Source organism: Streptomyces sp. Z26 (assembly GCF_003665095.1).
Lineage (GTDB): Bacteria > Actinomycetota > Actinomycetes > Streptomycetales > Streptomycetaceae > Streptomyces > Streptomyces phytohabitans.
Genome location: NZ_RCHV01000002.1, coordinates 3,167,783 through 3,182,475 on the forward strand (window position 1 = coordinate 3,167,783; position 14,693 = coordinate 3,182,475).

16 protein-coding genes are annotated in these 14,693 nt (G+C 74.8%); 8 read left to right on the top strand and 8 right to left on the bottom strand.

All coding sequences use genetic code 11. The features are described from left to right. Positions 1–73: 73 nt before the first annotated feature. Entirely contained in the window at positions 74–937 is an 864-nt protein-coding gene (locus D7M15_RS14065) for a hypothetical protein (protein WP_240649303.1), read from the top strand. A 270-nt stretch (positions 938–1,207) separates the two neighbouring features. On the opposite strand, the gene D7M15_RS14070 is transcribed toward D7M15_RS14065, so the two are convergent. Then, positions 1,208–1,534, bottom strand: coding sequence for an AzlD domain-containing protein (locus D7M15_RS14070; RefSeq protein WP_121517827.1), 327 nt, complete (start codon positions 1,532–1,534; stop codon positions 1,208–1,210). Further along, entirely contained in the window at positions 1,531–2,265 is a 735-nt protein-coding gene (locus D7M15_RS14075) for an AzlC family ABC transporter permease (protein ID WP_121517828.1), read from the bottom strand. The genes D7M15_RS14070 and D7M15_RS14075 overlap by 4 nt, the downstream gene beginning before the upstream one ends. Positions 2,266–2,331: 66 nt before the next feature. On the opposite strand from D7M15_RS14075, the gene D7M15_RS14080 reads away from it, so the two are divergent. Further along, entirely contained in the window at positions 2,332–2,898 is a 567-nt protein-coding gene (locus tag D7M15_RS14080) for an XRE family transcriptional regulator (RefSeq protein ID WP_121517829.1), read from the top strand. A 91-nt stretch (positions 2,899–2,989) separates the two neighbouring features. Here the strand turns inward: D7M15_RS14080 and D7M15_RS29415 are convergent, their stop codons facing one another. Continuing rightward, positions 2,990–3,784, bottom strand: coding sequence for a pentapeptide repeat-containing protein (locus D7M15_RS29415; RefSeq protein ID WP_276314489.1), 795 nt, complete (start codon positions 3,782–3,784; stop codon positions 2,990–2,992). Positions 3,785–4,090: 306 nt separating this feature from the next. Between D7M15_RS29415 and D7M15_RS14090 the strand changes: the two genes are divergently transcribed. Further along, the gene (locus D7M15_RS14090; protein ID WP_121517831.1) at positions 4,091–4,930 is read left to right on the top strand and encodes an alpha/beta hydrolase; all 840 of its coding nucleotides are present in this window, start codon (positions 4,091–4,093) and stop codon (positions 4,928–4,930) included. Between the two features lie 65 nt (positions 4,931–4,995). Here the strand turns inward: D7M15_RS14090 and D7M15_RS14095 are convergent, their stop codons facing one another. Continuing rightward, positions 4,996–5,520: a GNAT family protein gene (locus D7M15_RS14095; RefSeq protein WP_121517832.1), complete on the bottom strand. Its 525-nt coding sequence runs from the start codon at positions 5,518–5,520 to the stop codon at positions 4,996–4,998. Between the two features lie 136 nt (positions 5,521–5,656). Then, complete coding sequence (locus tag D7M15_RS14100) at positions 5,657–6,289, bottom strand: TetR/AcrR family transcriptional regulator (RefSeq protein WP_121517833.1); 633 nt, start codon at positions 6,287–6,289, stop codon at positions 5,657–5,659. 457 nt (positions 6,290–6,746) lie between these two features. Here D7M15_RS14100 and paaN point away from each other — a divergent pair, with 457 nt between their 5' ends. After that, on the top strand, positions 6,747–8,414 hold the full coding sequence (gene paaN / locus D7M15_RS14105; protein ID WP_121520773.1) for a phenylacetic acid degradation protein PaaN: 1,668 nt from the start codon (positions 6,747–6,749) through the stop codon (positions 8,412–8,414). Between the two features lie 80 nt (positions 8,415–8,494). Here the strand turns inward: paaN and D7M15_RS14110 are convergent, their stop codons facing one another. The 3 genes from D7M15_RS14110 to D7M15_RS14120 form a co-directional block, all read right to left on the bottom strand. Continuing rightward, entirely contained in the window at positions 8,495–9,331 is an 837-nt protein-coding gene (locus D7M15_RS14110; protein WP_121517834.1) for a TrmH family RNA methyltransferase, read from the bottom strand. A gap of 128 nt (positions 9,332–9,459) precedes the next feature. After that, a complete protein-coding gene (locus D7M15_RS14115) occupies positions 9,460–10,944 on the bottom strand; it encodes an HTTM domain-containing protein (protein ID WP_240649304.1) in 1,485 nt (494 codons plus the stop codon). Next, entirely contained in the window at positions 10,941–11,600 is a 660-nt protein-coding gene (locus D7M15_RS14120) for a DUF5819 family protein (protein WP_121517835.1), read from the bottom strand. The genes D7M15_RS14115 and D7M15_RS14120 overlap by 4 nt, the downstream gene beginning before the upstream one ends. A gap of 266 nt (positions 11,601–11,866) precedes the next feature. Here D7M15_RS14120 and paaA point away from each other — a divergent pair, with 266 nt between their 5' ends. From paaA to paaD, 4 genes are all read left to right on the top strand, one after another. Then, positions 11,867–12,841, top strand: coding sequence for a 1,2-phenylacetyl-CoA epoxidase subunit PaaA (paaA, locus tag D7M15_RS14125; protein ID WP_240649646.1), 975 nt, complete (start codon positions 11,867–11,869; stop codon positions 12,839–12,841). Continuing rightward, entirely contained in the window at positions 12,838–13,164 is a 327-nt protein-coding gene (gene paaB, locus D7M15_RS14130; RefSeq protein WP_121517837.1) for a 1,2-phenylacetyl-CoA epoxidase subunit PaaB, read from the top strand. The genes paaA and paaB overlap by 4 nt, the downstream gene beginning before the upstream one ends. Positions 13,165–13,244: 80 nt before the next feature. Beyond that, positions 13,245–13,958 carry a 1,2-phenylacetyl-CoA epoxidase subunit PaaC gene (gene paaC / locus D7M15_RS14135; RefSeq protein ID WP_121520775.1) on the top strand — a complete coding sequence of 238 codons (714 nt, stop codon included), beginning with the start codon at positions 13,245–13,247 and terminating at the stop codon, positions 13,956–13,958. Then, positions 13,952–14,692, top strand: coding sequence for a 1,2-phenylacetyl-CoA epoxidase subunit PaaD (gene paaD / locus D7M15_RS14140; RefSeq protein WP_346428804.1), 741 nt, complete (start codon positions 13,952–13,954; stop codon positions 14,690–14,692). The genes paaC and paaD overlap by 7 nt, the downstream gene beginning before the upstream one ends. The last annotated feature ends 1 nt before the right edge of the window (position 14,693 follow it).

Consider the following 14,693-nt stretch of genomic DNA (forward strand, 5'->3'; position numbering starts at 1 on the left):
CCTCCGGCGTACGGGCGGCGGGGTGGCCGTTTCGTTCAAGACGGCGGGGGCCTCGGGGACGGAGGGTGGGCGCATGGACGATTCGACGCAGCCCGCCACCGACCCCGCCGCCCCGGGGCCGGCACCCGTGCCCGATCCGGCCGCGGCCGCCGCCTTCCTGACGACGCACGCCCGCCTGCTGGACCGCCGCCGACTCGAACTGCTGCTGGGCCGCTGCAAGCCGGACTCCGTCGTCGCCGCCCTCGACGGCTACCGCAACCCCGACGGCGGCTACGGCTGGGCCCTCGAACCGGACCTGCGGGCACGCGGCAGCCAGCCGGTCGCGGCACTGCACGCGTTCGAGCCGCTGGCCGAATGCGGGCCCGCAGGACCGTATCCGCAGGCCGCGGCCCTGTGCGACTGGTTGGGGACGGTGACGCTGCCGGACGGTGGGGTGCCGTTCGCGCTGCCGATGGCGGGGCAGGACCTGGCGGGTGCCGCGCCGTTCTGGGCGGAGGCCGACCCGGCGGTGTCGTCGCTCCACATGACGGCGGTGGTCGCGTCCGCCGCGCACCGCGTCGGCCGCCACGACCCGGCCGTACGGGACCACCCCTGGCTGGCGCGCGCCACGGAGTTCTGCCGCCGGACGATCGCGGCGCTGACGGAGCAGCCGCACGCGATCGAGTTCCGCTTCGTGCTGGACCTGCTGGACGCCGTGTACGAGACGCACGACTGGGCCGCGCCCGAGCTGGCGCGGCTCGCGGCCTGGCTGCCGTACGACACCGGGACCCTCGCCGTCGCCGGAGGCGCGGACGGCGAGGCGATGCGCCCGCTGGACTTCGCTCCCCTCCCGGACCGGCCGGTGCGGCGGCTGATCGCCCCGGGGCGATCGAGGCCGACCTGGACCGGCTGGCTCGCGGACAGCTGGACGACGGCGGTTGGGCGGTCGACTTCGTGACCCGGTCACCGGCCGCCGCACTGGAGTGGCGCGGCTACGCGACGGTCGGCGCGGTGCACGTGCTGCGCGCCAACGGGCGAATGTAGGGCAGCCGTTGGCGCGAGGGAGGGACGTATGGGGCGGAGAGACACGGGACGGAGGGACGTACGGGGCGGAGAGACACGGGACGGAGGGACGTACGGGCGCGCGTACGGGTGCGGAGGGGCGCCGTTCCAGCGGGCGGCCGACGCCGTACGGGTCCCGCGTACCGTCACCTGCCGTCGCGTGCCGTCACTCCAGCCCGAGCAGCCGCAGGGCCGCCGCCGTGCCCGCCGCCGCCAGCACGACGGCCACGAACGGCAGCCGCCGCCACGCCAGTACGCCGCCCACGAGGACCCCCGCCGGGCGGGCGACCCCGGCGGGCCCGGTGCCCTCGGCGAGCGCCGTGGTGGCGACCAGCGCGACGAGCAGCACGACGGCGGAGGCCGTCATCAGCCGCTCGGCGCGGTCAGTGCCGCCCAGGCGGGTGCGGAGCAGCGGACCGGCGTAGCGGAAGGTGAAGGTCCCGGCGGCCAGTACGGCGACGGAGGCGGGGAGCAGGAGCGTGTGCGCGTTCATCGGGCGGTCTCCTCCCGTACGGGCTCCCCGTCCGCCGGACCGGGGCCGCCTTCGGCGGGGCCGGGCGCGCCGCCCAGGGGCAGGAGGAGAGCGGGGAGGGCGGCCAGTACGGGCAGCCCGGCGGGCAGGAACGGCGTCGCCGCCAGCGCGAGGACGGCACCGGCGAGCGCGGTGCGGCGCGTACGGGCGTCGTCGCGCAGGGAGGGGAGCACCAGCGCGAGCAGGACGGCGGGGAACATCGCGTCGAGGCCGTACGCGTCCGGGTCGCCCAGTACGCCGCCGAGCAGCCCGCCCGCGAGGGTGCCCAGCGGCCAGCAGACGAGGATGCCGAGGCCGCACGCCCAGTAGGCGGCGCGCCTGCGGTCGGGCGTGGACTGGCCGAGGGCGAAGACGACGGACTCGTCGTTCATGACGTGGCTGCCGAGTACGCGCCGTACGCCGCGCCCGAGCACGTCACCGGCGGCGAGGCCGAACGGGACGTGGCGGGCGTTGACGAGCAGCCCGCCGAGTGCCGCCGCGGCCGGGCTGCCGCCCGCGGCCACGATGCCGACGAAGAGGATCTCGGACGCACCGGCGAGGACCAGTACGGAGAGGGTGAGGGGAAGCCAGAGGTCGAGGCCCGCGCTGACGGAGATCGCGCCGTACGACATGCCGACCACCCCGTCGGCGAGGCAGACGAGGGCGATGTCCAGGCGCAGTCGCCGGTCCAGGGTTCGCCATATCGAACGCATGACTTCTACACTGAACGAGACACCGAACGTTCGTCAAACCGAACGCACGACTTCTGGAGCGAACGCATGCCACAGCGGCCGGGCCAGACCGCCCCCCTCGCCGCCATCGCCGCCTCCCTGCAACAGGAACGGCGCCGCACCGGACTGTCCCTCGCCGAGGTGGCCCGGCGGGCGGGCATCGCCAAGTCGACGCTCTCCCAACTGGAGTCCGGCACCGGCAACCCCAGCGTCGAGACGCTCTGGGCGCTGAGCGTCACCCTCGACGTGCCGTTCGCCCGGCTCGTCGACCCGCCACGGCCCACGGTGCGGGTGATCAGGGCGGGCGAGGGACCGGCGTTCGCCTCGGAACGCGCCGACTACCTCGCCGTCCTGCTGTCCTCGGCGCCGCCCCACTCCCGCCGAGACCTGTTCCTCATCACGGCCCAGCCCGGCACCCCGCGCACGTCGGAACCGCACATGCCCGGCGTCGTCGAACACGTCGTGCTGTGCGCGGGACGAGCCTCCGTCGGGCTCGCCGACGACCCGGTCGAGCTGGCCCCCGGCGACTACACCGCCTACCCGGGCGACGCCCCGCACGTCTTCCGCGCCCTGGAGCCGGACACCCGGGCGGTGCTGGTCTCGGAGCACAACTGACGGGCACGCCCTACGCGGACGGGCGTACGCGAGCGGGTCCCGTACGCGCGCGGGTCCGCTACGGGCGCGGCACCCGTACCCCGCCGCGCCGCTACCAGTGCGCGGGCCGTCCGAGCCCCGCCGGCAGGCGCGTCGCGGCGTCGCCCCGCGCAGATTCGAGCTGCGCGCGGGTGAGGAACAGGCTGCCCGTCAGGTCCGCGCCACGCAGGTCCGCGTCCCGCAGGTCGGCGCCGATCAGGTCGGCCGTCCGCAGGTCCGCCCCCGACAGGTCCGCCGCGACCAGCAGCGCCCCGCGCAGACTGGCGCCCCGCAGATCCGCGCCGCGCAGCCGAGCGCCCATCAGGTCCGCGCCCCGGTGGTCCCGGCGCCCGCCGCGCCCGCCCGGCGCCGCCGCCCGTACGAGCCGACTGGCACGCAGCAGCAGGGAGTTGACGGCGTCACGGTGGGGGGTGACGTCGAGGGCGGCGAGTTCGGCGGCGGGGGCGAGCGTGAGGCGCTCGACGCGTTCGGCGGCGGCGCGCAGCGCGCCGTGCACGGGGGCTGCGGCTGGGAGGGTCAGGGCCTCGGCGAGGTGGCGGAGGAGTTCGTGCAGGTGCCGCATGACGGGCAGCACCGCGAACATCTCCCCGGCGGTGCCCGGCTCCTCCCGCCAGTCGCGGCCCGCGAACGTCACCTGGGAGACCTTCTGCCCGGCGCCGAAGCAGTCGTAGACGGTGCAACCGCGGTAGCCCTCCCGCCGGAGCCGGGAGTGGATGCCGCAGCCGAAGTCCGTACGGAGGTGGGAGCAGGGCCGTCCGGCCGGTTTGTCGCGGGCGAAGTCCGCCGAGGCGGTGAAGGGCAGGGCCACGCAGCACAGCCCGAAGCAGCGCGCGCAGTCGGCCCGCAGGTCGGGGCGGTCGGGGCCGGGGCCGGGGCCGGTCCGTACGGGGTCGGGGTCGGGGTCGGCGTACGGGGCAGGGTCGGCGTACGCGTCGGGGCGCGGGTCAGGGGGCGGGTCGGGGTCGGCGGCGGAGGGCTGGGGCACGTGCGGAACTCCTGGTCGGGAACGGGAGCCGGGTACGGGAATCCGGGGGGTTGGGCGGGCGCGCGGGAGCGGCGGCGGGCGCGCGTAAACCGTTCGGCGCCGGGCGGGCCCGGCTGGCACGATGTCCCGTCCCCCGCCCGCCCCTCCCACCGCACCGGAAGCAGAGGCATGCTGCCCGTCGAGACGTTCCGCACCCTCCGCCGACGCCGTTTCGCCTGCCTGGACTTCGGCGGCCCCGGCCCCGCCGTCCTCGCGCTGCACGGCCACTTCGGCCGCTCCCGCCTCTTCGCGCCGCTCGCCGCCGCGCTCGCCGGGCGGCACCGCGTCATCGCCCTCGACCAGCGCGGCCACGGACTGTCCGACCACGGCGGGGACTTCGGGCCCGACGCGTACGTCGAGGACGCCGCCGCCCTGCTCCGCGCGCTCGACCTCGGACCGGTGGCGGTGCTCGGGCACTCGATGGGCGGCCTCGTCGCCCTGCACCTCGCCGCCCGGCACCCGGAGCTGGTCGACGCCCTGGTGGTGGCCGACATGACGGTGCTCAACCGCGAACCGGAGGCGCACCCGGTGCTGGACGTCTCCGACTGGCCGCGGCGCGCCGCCACCCGCGACGGGCTGCGGCGAGCGATCGAGGAGCGGGGCGTACCGGACGCGGGCTACTTCCTGGAGAGCGCCGTACGCGACGGCGACGGCTGGCGCCTCCTCTTCGACCCGGCCGAGATGATGGCCTCGCAGCACGCGATGACGGGCGACCACTCCGCCGCCTGGTACGCCTCCCGGCAGCCGGCGCTGCTGCTGCGCGGCGGCGACACGTTCATGCTCGACCGGGGCACGGCGGAACGCATGGCGGCCGGTCGGCCCGGCACGGAACTGGTCGAACTCCCGGACTGCGGGCACTGGTTGTACGCCGACGACCCGGACGGCTTCGCGTACGCCGTCGGCGCGTTCCTGGACCGCCACCGCGGGGCCGGACACCACGGGGCCGGGCCCAGCGGGGGCGGGGCCTGAGCGAAGCCGAGCCGTGGGCGGGTGTCGGACCGTGGGCGGGTGCCGGGCCGTGGGCGGGTGCCGCGTCACCGCAGTTCGTCGGCGAAGAGGCCCATCGTGAACATGTCGTACCACTCGCCGTCCCGCCGGAAGACCTTCCGCAGCCGCCCCTCCTCGACGAAGCCGACCTTCCGGTACACGCGGTACGCGGCGTGGTTCTCCGTCACGACGGTCAACGTGATCTTGTGCAGGCGCATCTTCTCGAAGCCGTAGCGGCACATGGCGCGCATCGCGTCGGTGGCGTAGCCACGGCCCCAGACGTCCTTCTCCCCCAGGTACAGGTCGAGTTCCGCGCAGCCCGTCTCCGGCTCGGCGTCCCGCAGCCGGACCAGGCCGACGAGCCGCCCGTCGGCGCGCGCCTCGATGCCGTACAGCACGTCGCCGTACGCGTTGCGCGGCCGTTCCGCCAGCTGCTTGCGCGCGTCGCTCAGCGACTGGCCGTAGCCGTCGCTCATCCAGCGCATCACGTCCGGGTCGTGGTTCCAGCGCCACAACGCCTCCGCGTCGTCCGGCTCCAGCGGGCGCAGCCGCACCAGTTCCCCGAGCACCATCCGCCGCCGCCTCCCGTCACGCACCACCCGCCCGCATCCGCGGCGCCGTCCGCGTCCCGCGGGCGACGGCACCAGCCAACACGGCGCGGCGGTGGCCCTCAACCGGATAACGCCGGCGGTCCCGTGCCGACGGGGCTCAGGCGGTGCCCGTACGCGGTTCCGCCCGCGCGCCCGTACGCAGCCCCGTGAAGGCCGTACGGACCACCGCCTCCGCGACCTCCTCGTCCGGGCCCCCGGCCCGGCCGCCGTGGTCCGGGCGGTACCACTCCACCAGCGAGTTCACCATCCCGAACAGCAGCCGCGTCGCCAGCCGCGGGTCCACGTCCGTCCGCAGGTCGCCCTCCGCCGCCGCCTGCCGCAGCAGCGCCGTGACGCGCTGGTCGAAGTCGCGGCGGCGGTCCATGGCCCAGCGCTCGGTGTCGGTGTTGCCGCGGACGCGCAGCAGCAGGGTGACGTACGGCAGCTCGCTCATCAGCACCTCGGCGGTGCGGCGCGCGACGTGTTCGAGGCGGTCGACGGCCGGGCCGTCCAGCGCGGCGGGCTCGTCGAGGATCGCGAACAGCCCGTCCAGGGCCCGGCTTATGGCCCGCCGGAGCAGCTCCTCCTTGCCGCGCACGTGGTGGTAGATCGACGACTTGGAGATGCCCGCCGCCCGCGAGAGGTGCTCCATGGAAGTGCCGTCGTAGCCACGCTCGTTGAAGACCCGTACGGCGACCGCGAGGAGGGTGTCGGGCGTGTAGGTGTCGCGCTTGGCGGGCACTGTGGGCATGCCGCCGATGCTATCGGCGCGCGCGGCGGCCGTTCGCCGTGCGTACGGGGACGCGGGATCGTGCGGGGTCACCGGATCACACCCCTTTCGGGTGACGCGGACCCCGGCTCGGCGGGGGCGCGGGAGCGGTCGGGAACCCCGGGGAGCGGGGCACGGGGCGGGAACGGACCGGGCACGGGGCGGGGGACACGCCGGGGGAGGCGCCGGGACGGGACGGCGGGGCCCCCTTGCCCCGACCGATCGTTCGGTAGCAGTATCGGACCCGGGCGTACGGGAAGCCAACCCGGCGTCCCCGGCCGACCCGGCCCGCATCCGCCCCAGTCCAGCCGCCACAGTCCAGCCGCCACCCCGGCTCAGCGAGGAGTTGGTCAACGTGACCGCCGAAACCACCGGACCGGCCACCCCGCCCGCGACCCAGACCCAGGCCCCCGCCCCGGCCGGAGGGCCCGTCGCGGCGCTGGTCGAGAAGCACCGCGACACCCTCGGCCAGGCCCTGGACGCGATCCGCAGCCGCGCGTACTGGTCGCCGCACCCCGAGCACCCCAAGGCGTACGGCGCGGACGGCTCCCTCGGCGCCGACGAGGGCCGGGCGGCGTTCGACGCGCTGCTCGGCGGCCGCTTCGAGCTGCCCGGACAGCCCGGCACCGACGGCTGGACGGCCACCGAGTCGTCGCCGTACGGGCTGCCGCTGGGCGTCGAGTACCCGCACCCGGACACCGACGTGCTGCTCCCCGCCATGCGGGAGGCCGTGCCCGGCTGGCGCGCGGCGGGCCCGGAGGCGCGGGCGGCGGTCTGCGTGGAGATACTGGCGCGGATCAGCGCGCGCACCCACGAGTTCGCGCACGCGGTGATGCACACCAGCGGGCAGGCGTTCATGATGGCGTTCCAGGCGGGCGGCCCGCACGCGCAGGACCGCGGCCTGGAGGCGGTGGCGTACGCGTACGCGGAGCAGGTCCGCGTCCCCGCGAGCGCCGACTGGTCGAAGCCGCAGGGCAAGCGGGACCCGCTGCACCTCAGCAAGGAGTTCACGGCCGTCGGCCGCGGCGTCGCCCTGCTGATCGGCTGCAACACCTTCCCCACCTGGAACGGCTACCCGGGCCTCTTCGCCTCCCTCGCCACCGGCAACCCGGTGCTCGTCAAGCCGCACCCCCGCGCCGTACTGCCCCTGGCGCTGACCGTCCGCATCGCCCGCGAGGTGCTGACCGAGTCCGGCTTCGACCCGAACCTGGTCGCGCTCGCCGCCGAACGGGAGGGCGAGGGCCTCGCCAAGGAGCTGGCCGTACGGCCCGAGGTGCGGATCATCGACTACACGGGCTCCACGGAGTTCGGTGACTGGCTGGAGACCAACGCCCGGCAGGCGCAGGTCTACACGGAGAAGGCGGGCGTCAACACCGTCGTCGTCGACTCCACCGACGACTACCGCGGCATGCTCGCCAACCTCGCGTTCTCCCTCTCCCTCTACAGCGGCCAGATGTGCACCACCCCGCAGAACCTGCTGATCCCCCGCGACGGCATCACCACGGACGACGGCCCCAAGTCGTACGACGAGGTGGTGGCCGACCTCGCCGGGGCCGTCGGCGGGCTCCTCGGGGACGACGCGCGGGCGAACGGCCTGCTCGGCGCCATCGTCAACCCGCAGGTCGGGGAGCGGGTCGACGCGGCGGGCTCGTTGGGCGAGGTGGCGCTGCCGTCCCGTTCCGTGGCCCACCCGGACTTCCCCGGCGCGACGGTCCGCACGCCCGTGATCGTCAAGCTGGAGGCGGCGAAGCCGGAGGCGGAGGCGGTGTACCTGTCGGAGTGCTTCGGCCCGGTGTCGTTCGCCGTGGCCGTCGGCTCCACGCGGGAGGCGGTGGCGCTGCTGCGGCGGACAGTACGGGAGAAGGGCGCGATGACGGTCGGCGCGTACACCACGTCGCCGGACGTGGAGCGGCTGGTCGAGGAGGTCTGCCTCGACGAGTGCGCGCAGCTGTCGCTGAACCTCACGGGCGGGGTGTACGTGAACCAGACGGCGGCGTTCTCCGACTTCCACGGCTCGGGCGGCAACCCGGCGGCCAACGCGGCGCTGGTGGACGGCGCGTTCGTCGCGAACCGCTTCCGCACGGTGGAGGTCCGCCGCCCGGCCTGACCGGCGGGCGGCCCGCGGGCTCGGGGGCGGGTCGTACGGGCTCGGGTCGGTACCGGCGCGGATCGGTACCGGCGCGGGCGCTAGTCGGCCGTACGGGCCAGCCAGTGGTAGAGGGTGATGGCGACGCTCGTCGCCAGGTTGTAGCTGGAGACGAGCGGGCGCATCGGCAGCGACACCACGTGGTCGGCGCGGGCACGCAACTCCGGCGACAGCCCGCGCCGTTCGGAGCCGAAGGCGAGCAGCGCGTCGTCCGGCAGGGTGCGGGTGCGCAGGTCGGCGCCGTCCGGGTCGAGGGCGTAGAGGGGGCCGGCGGGGAGGTCGGCGACGGAGCGGCGTTCGACGGCGGTGGCGAAGTGGAGGCCCGCGCTGGCGCGCAGCACGTTGGGGTGCCAGGGGTCGACGGTGCCGGTGGTGAGCACACCCGAGGCGCCGCAGCCCGCGGCGACGCGGATGACCGCGCCGATGTTCCCGAGGTGGCGCGGGTCGTCGAGGACGACGAGCGGGGCGGCGCGCGGCCCTTCGGCCCGCAGGGCCGCGGCCTGCCCGCTGCCCCGTACGGCGAGCGCGGCGACCCCGGTGGGGTGCGGGCGCGCGACCAGCCCGGCGAGGGTTCCGGACGGTACGGGTCGCAGCAGGGCGGCCAGCGCGCCCGACAGGTCGGGGGCCAGGTCGGCGGCGAGCGCGAGGGCCCGGTCCCGGTCCTCGGTGAGTGCGAGCGGCACCTCGGCGCCGAAGCGGAGGGCGTGCTTGAGCGCGTGGAAACCGTCCAGGAGGACGGTGTCCGGGGCCAGTCCCCGCCAACGGCGGACGACGTCCGCGGCGACGGCATCGTGGCCGGGACCAGGGCCGGTCCCGGGGCCGGGGTTGCCCGCCGGGGCCGGGGCACCGGGGGCGGGCGCGTCGCGGTCGTGGCTCATCGGGCCAGCGTATGCGGGAGCGCGCGGGCGGAACGTACGGGCAACCGTACGGCGGTGGCGGGCGGGCGACGGACGGACGCGGAGGCGCGTACGGGCACGGCGTGCGGACGTACGGGCGGGCGCGGGAGTCAGTCGCGCGGCGCCCGTTCGGCGGTCGGCGCCGGTACGGGCGCCCGCCCGTGCGGCACCGCGGGCGCCGCGCCGGTGTCCGCACCGGTGTCCTCGGCCGCCCCCGACCCCGCCCCCGCGTCCCCGGCGGGAACGCCTTCGCCGCGCGCCCCGAAGCCCGTACCGCGCCGCAACCGCCCGGCCAGCCCGGAGGCACGGGTACCCAGCCACACCAACAGCACCGTGGGCAGGAACACCGCGTCCGCCGCGATCATCGCGAGCGAGAAGAACGGCAGCCCGAGCAGCACCGCGATGCTCAGGTGCTCCACGATCATGACGAACAGCAGGACGTTCTTCACCCGCCGGTTGAAGAGGGTGAACGGGAACGCGACCTGCACGATCACCGTCCCGTACGTCATGATCATGATCATCAGCCCGTTGCCGACGAACAGGTCGTTGAGGGCGGGCCAGGGCGCGAAGTAGTCCAGTTTCATCGGGTAGTAGGCGGCGGTGCCGTCCTGCCAACGGGAACCCTGGATCTTGTACCAGCCCGCCGTCGCGTAGATGAAGCAGACCTCGGCCATGATCACGACCATCGTGCCGTTGTGCACGAGGTTCGCGACGATGTCGCAGACCGCACGCGGCTCGCCGGGCGCGCGGCGGCAGACCAGCCACCAGAGCCCCTGCACGGCCCACAACCCCCAGAACACCAGCGCCCAGCCCGCGGTGAGCCCCGGCCCGAACGTCGCGACGGCGAGGGCCAGCGCGGCGAGCGTCCACAGGACGACCCCGGTGACGTCCCGGGACACGAGGGCCGCGGCGGGTGCGTCAGGTGCGGCGGTCGGGCCGGAGGCAGCTGAGGCGGCAGGCGCCGTACGGGCGGCGCGGCGCGCGTCGAGCGACCAGACGCGGCCGCAGCGGGTGAGCACGAGGTAGATCGACATCAGGTGGATGACGTTGTCGCCGCCGTCCCCCATGAAGATGCTGCGGTTCTGGAGCGACAGCACGCCGACCATGAAGAGGACGGACATGGTGCGGGTCCGCCAGCCCAGCAGCAGGGCGGCGCTGGCGAGGACCGCGAGCGCGTACACGCACTCGAACCAGACGCCGCTCTCCGTCCACATCAGGACGCTGAACGCCTCGTTGGCGTCGTTCAGCCGCTCGGCCAGCTCCCAGCCCCACGGGCTCTCGGGTCCGTACAGCTCCCGGCGGTGCGGCAGTTCGCGCAGCAGGAACAGCAGCCAGGTGGCGGCGAAGCCGATCCGGACGACGGCCGCCTGGTACGGGCCGAGGGCCGTGCCGGTGACGCGGGCGAGCGCCTTACCGGCGGCGGCCTCGGCACGGGCCCGCCACTCGGCGGGGCGGAACGGGGGCGGGGGCGGCGGCGTGCGGTCGGCCCGGTGCCCGTCGGGGCGGTACTCGTCGGCCCGGTGCTCGCCGGTCCGGGAGTCGTCGACCCGGTGCTCGTCGGGGCGCGGGCCGTCCGGCCGTTCGTGCGCGGTCACTTGCTCCCCTTCAGGTCGTCGCGGCCGACGCTCCACCAGGGCAGCACCCGGTACTCGGTCTTCGTGTCGATCTTCTCGCTGCTCCACGCCGGGGGCGCGACCCTGGTGACGGCCGAACGGAGCTGGACCCGGTCCACGGTGCCGCCGTTCAGCTCCGTACCGAAGCGCTCCAGCACGATCCGCTTCATGTACGCCTGCGACAGCTCGCCGCGCAGGCCGATCGCCCGGTGGTCGTTGTCGTGCGAACCGCTGTAGAAGTCCCAGCCGCGGCGCAGCTCGTTCTGCACGGTGTGGCTGGGGAAGGGGTTGCCGCGGATGTTCGCGCCGTCCATGCCGGAGAGGTTGACCCAGCCGGTCGTCTCGGAGGCGCCGTCGTCCTTGGTGACCCGCGCGCGGGCGTGGACGTGGATGTTCTGCTGGAGGGGGTTGGGGGCGAAGAGCTTCCAGTTCTGCTCGAACTCCGGCAGGACGTAGTCGTCGATCGTCCGGCCGTGTTCCTTGCTGAGCGTGTTGTCGGGCGCGACGTGCAGGAAGACCATCGTCAGATGCACGGCGACGGCCACCGCGACGACCGCCACGGCTATCGCCACCACGGCACGTCCGGGCGCCGACAGCGCGGCGACCCCGCCGCCCCGCCGTTCCTCGTGAGGCTCCATGCCCTCCCCGTCCCTCTCCCCGCTCGCGCCCGTCGGCACCGCTCGCCGACACCGCACCCCGAAGGTTAGCCACAGTCCGCCCGGTCTTGACACCGTGTGGCGGACCGGCCCACCATTGAACCGAACGATCGGTCGGTCGGTCTGTGGAGTGAGTCGAGGAGCCTCGCATGACAACGGTGCTGCCGGGCACGCCCAGCGACACACCCGCGGGCGCGGGACCAGGCACGGGAGCGGACGCGGGACCCGACGCGGCACCCCGCGCCCCGATGGACGCGGAAGCGGCGGCACGGGCGTACGGCCCGGCGTTCGACGCCGCCGTCGCCGCCGACGAGCGCATCGAGCCCCGCGACTGGATGCCCGACGCGTACCGGGCCACGCTCGTACGGCAGATCGCCCAGCACGCGCACTCCGAGATCATCGGCATGCAACCGGAAGCCAACTGGATCACGCGCGCACCCTCCCTGCGCCGCAAGGCGATCCTCATGGCCAAGGTCCAAGACGAGGCCGGTCACGGCCTCTACCTCTACAGCGCCGCCGAAACCCTCGGCGCCAGCCGCGACGACCTGCTCGACAAGCTGCACAGCGGCCGCCAGAGATACTCCTCGATCTTCAACTACCCGACCCTCACCTGGGCCGACGTCGGCGCCATCGGCTGGCTCGTCGACGGCGCCGCCATCACCAACCAGGTGCCGCTCTGCCGCTGCTCGTACGGCCCGTACGCCCGCGCCATGGTGCGCGTCTGCAAGGAGGAGTCGTTCCACCAGCGCCAGGGGTACGAACTGCTGCTGGAGCTGAGCCGCGGCACCGAGGCGCAGCACGCCATGGCACAGGACGCGGTGGACCGCTGGTGGTGGCCGTCGCTGATGATGTTCGGTCCGCCCGACGACGAGTCGGCGCACAGCGCGCAGTCCATGGAGTGGAAGATCAAGCGGCACTCCAACGACGAACTGCGGCAGCGCTTCGTCGACATCTGCGTCCCGCAGGCCGAGGCACTGGGCCTCACCCTCCCCGATCCGGACCTCAAGTGGAACGAGGAGCAGGGGCGCTGGGACTTCGGAGCGATCGACTGGGACGAGTTCAAGGCCGTCCTCAAGGGCGACGGCCCCTGCAACGAGCAGCGCCTCACCCAGCGCCGCACGGCGCACGAGGAAGGCGCCTGGGTGCGCGAGGCAGCGGCGGCCCACGCGGCGCGGAAGCAGGCCCGTACGGCCACGGAACGCGAAGGGGCGATGGCCCGATGAACGGCACCGACAGCACGGGCGGGGAAGGCGGGGCGACCCGTACGGGCGGCTGGCCGCTGTGGGAGGTCTTCGTCCGCAGCAGGCGCGGCCTGTCCCACACGCACGCCGGGAGCCTCCACGCACCCGACGCCGAGATGGCGCTGCGCAACGCGCGGGACCTCTACACCCGGCGCTCCGAAGGCGTCTCCCTCTGGGTCGTCCCCTCCGCGGCGATCACCGCCTCGTCCCCCGACGAGAAGGACCCCTTCTTCGAACCGGCCGCGGACAAGCCGTACCGGCACCCCACGTTCTACGAGGTCCCGGAAGGAGTACGGAACCTGTGAGCGACGCGACGACGACCCCCCGCCCGGGCACGCGCACCGGCACGGACACGGCCCCCGCCCCCCGTACGACCGCGGGCGCGATACCGGAGCCGGAGCCCGGCACCCTCGCCGCGGCCGAACTGGCCCTCGCCGACGACGCCCTCGTCCTCTCCCAACGCCTCGGTCAATGGGCCGGGCACGCCCCCGTGCTGGAGGAGGAGGTCGCCCTCGCCAACATCGCGCTGGACCTCCTCGGCCAGGCCCGCACCCTCTACTCCGGCCTCGGCGACGAGGACGCCCTCGCCTTCCTCCGCGAGGAACGCGCCTTCCGCAACTGCCAGCTCGTCGAGCAGCCGAACGGCGACTTCGCCGCCACCATCGTCCGGCAGCTGTTCTTCTCCACCTACCAGGAACTGCTGTACGGGCAGCTCACCACGCACCCGCTGGCCACCAAGGCCGTACGGGAGGTCGCGTACCACCGCGACCACGCCGAGCACTGGACCCTGCGCCTCGGCGACGGCACCACCGAGAGCCACGACCGCACGCAACGCGCCGTGGACGGCCTGTGGCGCCACACCGGCGAACTCTTCCAACCCCTGCCCGAACTCGACGTCGACTGGAGCGCGCTGCGCGCCGACTGGGACACCCGCGTCGCGGACGTCCTCACCCGCGCGACGCTCCGCGTGCCCGAAGGGGCGCAGGGGCACGGGTGGAAGGCGGGCGGCGGACGGCAGGGGCTGCACACCGAGTCGTTCGGGCGGCTGCTGGCCGAGATGCAGCACCTGCACCGCAGCCACCCGGGCGCGACATGGTGACGGGCATACGCGCCGAAGCCCAGGCGCGCGCCGAAGCCGGGACCCGTACGGGTGGCGCGGGCGACACCGCCGCCGAACGGCTCGGTTTCCTCCGCGAGTTGGCGGGCGGCGTACCGGACCCGGAGCTGCCGGTCGTCAGCCTCGCGGAGCTGGGCGTCCTCCGCTCCGTACGGGAGACCGGCGCCGGCACGGTCGAGGTCGACCTGACGCCCACCTACACCGGGTGCCCCGCCATCGAGACGATGGCCGCCGACGTCGCCCAGGTCCTGCGCGACCACGGCGTCCGCGACGTCGCCGTACGCACCGTCCTCGCGCCACCCTGGTCGACGGACGACATCACGGACGAGGGGCGGCGGAAGCTGGCAGAGTTCGGCGTCGCCCCGCCCCGTACCGACCACGGGCCCCGCACCGGCCCGGTGCCGGTCGGGCTGGGGCCGACCCGCACCCGTTCCGGCGGCCCGACCGGCGACGGCACGGGCGGGCCGCGCGCCTCGGAGCCGCACGCCTCGGACCCGTACGCCGTAAGCCCGTACGCCGTGGACATCACGTACGCCGCGGACGGCCCGCACACCGTGGAGATCCCCTACGCCACGGACCTCCGCGACCCCGTGCGCTGCCCGCACTGCGGCTCGCCGGAGACCACGCTGCTGAGCCGCTTCTCCTCCACCGCGTGCAAGGCGCTGCGCCGCTGCGAGACCTGCCGCGAACCGTTCGACCACTTCAAGGAGCTGTGAC

Coding starts and splice junctions, on each gene's coding strand:
- D7M15_RS14080 (WP_121517829.1), top strand. CDS start 2,332: ATGCCACAGCGGCCGGGCCAGACCGCCCCCCTCGCCGCCATCGCCGCC.
- D7M15_RS14070 (WP_121517827.1), bottom strand. CDS start 1,534: ATGAACGCGCACACGCTCCTGCTCCCCGCCTCCGTCGCCGTACTGGCC.
- D7M15_RS14095 (WP_121517832.1), bottom strand. CDS start 5,520: ATGGTGCTCGGGGAACTGGTGCGGCTGCGCCCGCTGGAGCCGGACGAC.
- paaA (WP_240649646.1), top strand. CDS start 11,867: ATGGACGCGGAAGCGGCGGCACGGGCGTACGGCCCGGCGTTCGACGCC.
- paaB (WP_121517837.1), top strand. CDS start 12,838: ATGAACGGCACCGACAGCACGGGCGGGGAAGGCGGGGCGACCCGTACG.
- D7M15_RS14065 (WP_240649303.1), top strand. CDS start 74: ATGGACGATTCGACGCAGCCCGCCACCGACCCCGCCGCCCCGGGGCCG.
- D7M15_RS14100 (WP_121517833.1), bottom strand. CDS start 6,289: ATGCCCACAGTGCCCGCCAAGCGCGACACCTACACGCCCGACACCCTC.
- D7M15_RS14120 (WP_121517835.1), bottom strand. CDS start 11,600: ATGGAGCCTCACGAGGAACGGCGGGGCGGCGGGGTCGCCGCGCTGTCG.
- D7M15_RS14110 (WP_121517834.1), bottom strand. CDS start 9,331: ATGAGCCACGACCGCGACGCGCCCGCCCCCGGTGCCCCGGCCCCGGCG.
- paaD (WP_346428804.1), top strand. CDS start 13,952: ATGGTGACGGGCATACGCGCCGAAGCCCAGGCGCGCGCCGAAGCCGGG.
- D7M15_RS14075 (WP_121517828.1), bottom strand. CDS start 2,265: ATGCGTTCGATATGGCGAACCCTGGACCGGCGACTGCGCCTGGACATC.
- D7M15_RS14090 (WP_121517831.1), top strand. CDS start 4,091: ATGCTGCCCGTCGAGACGTTCCGCACCCTCCGCCGACGCCGTTTCGCC.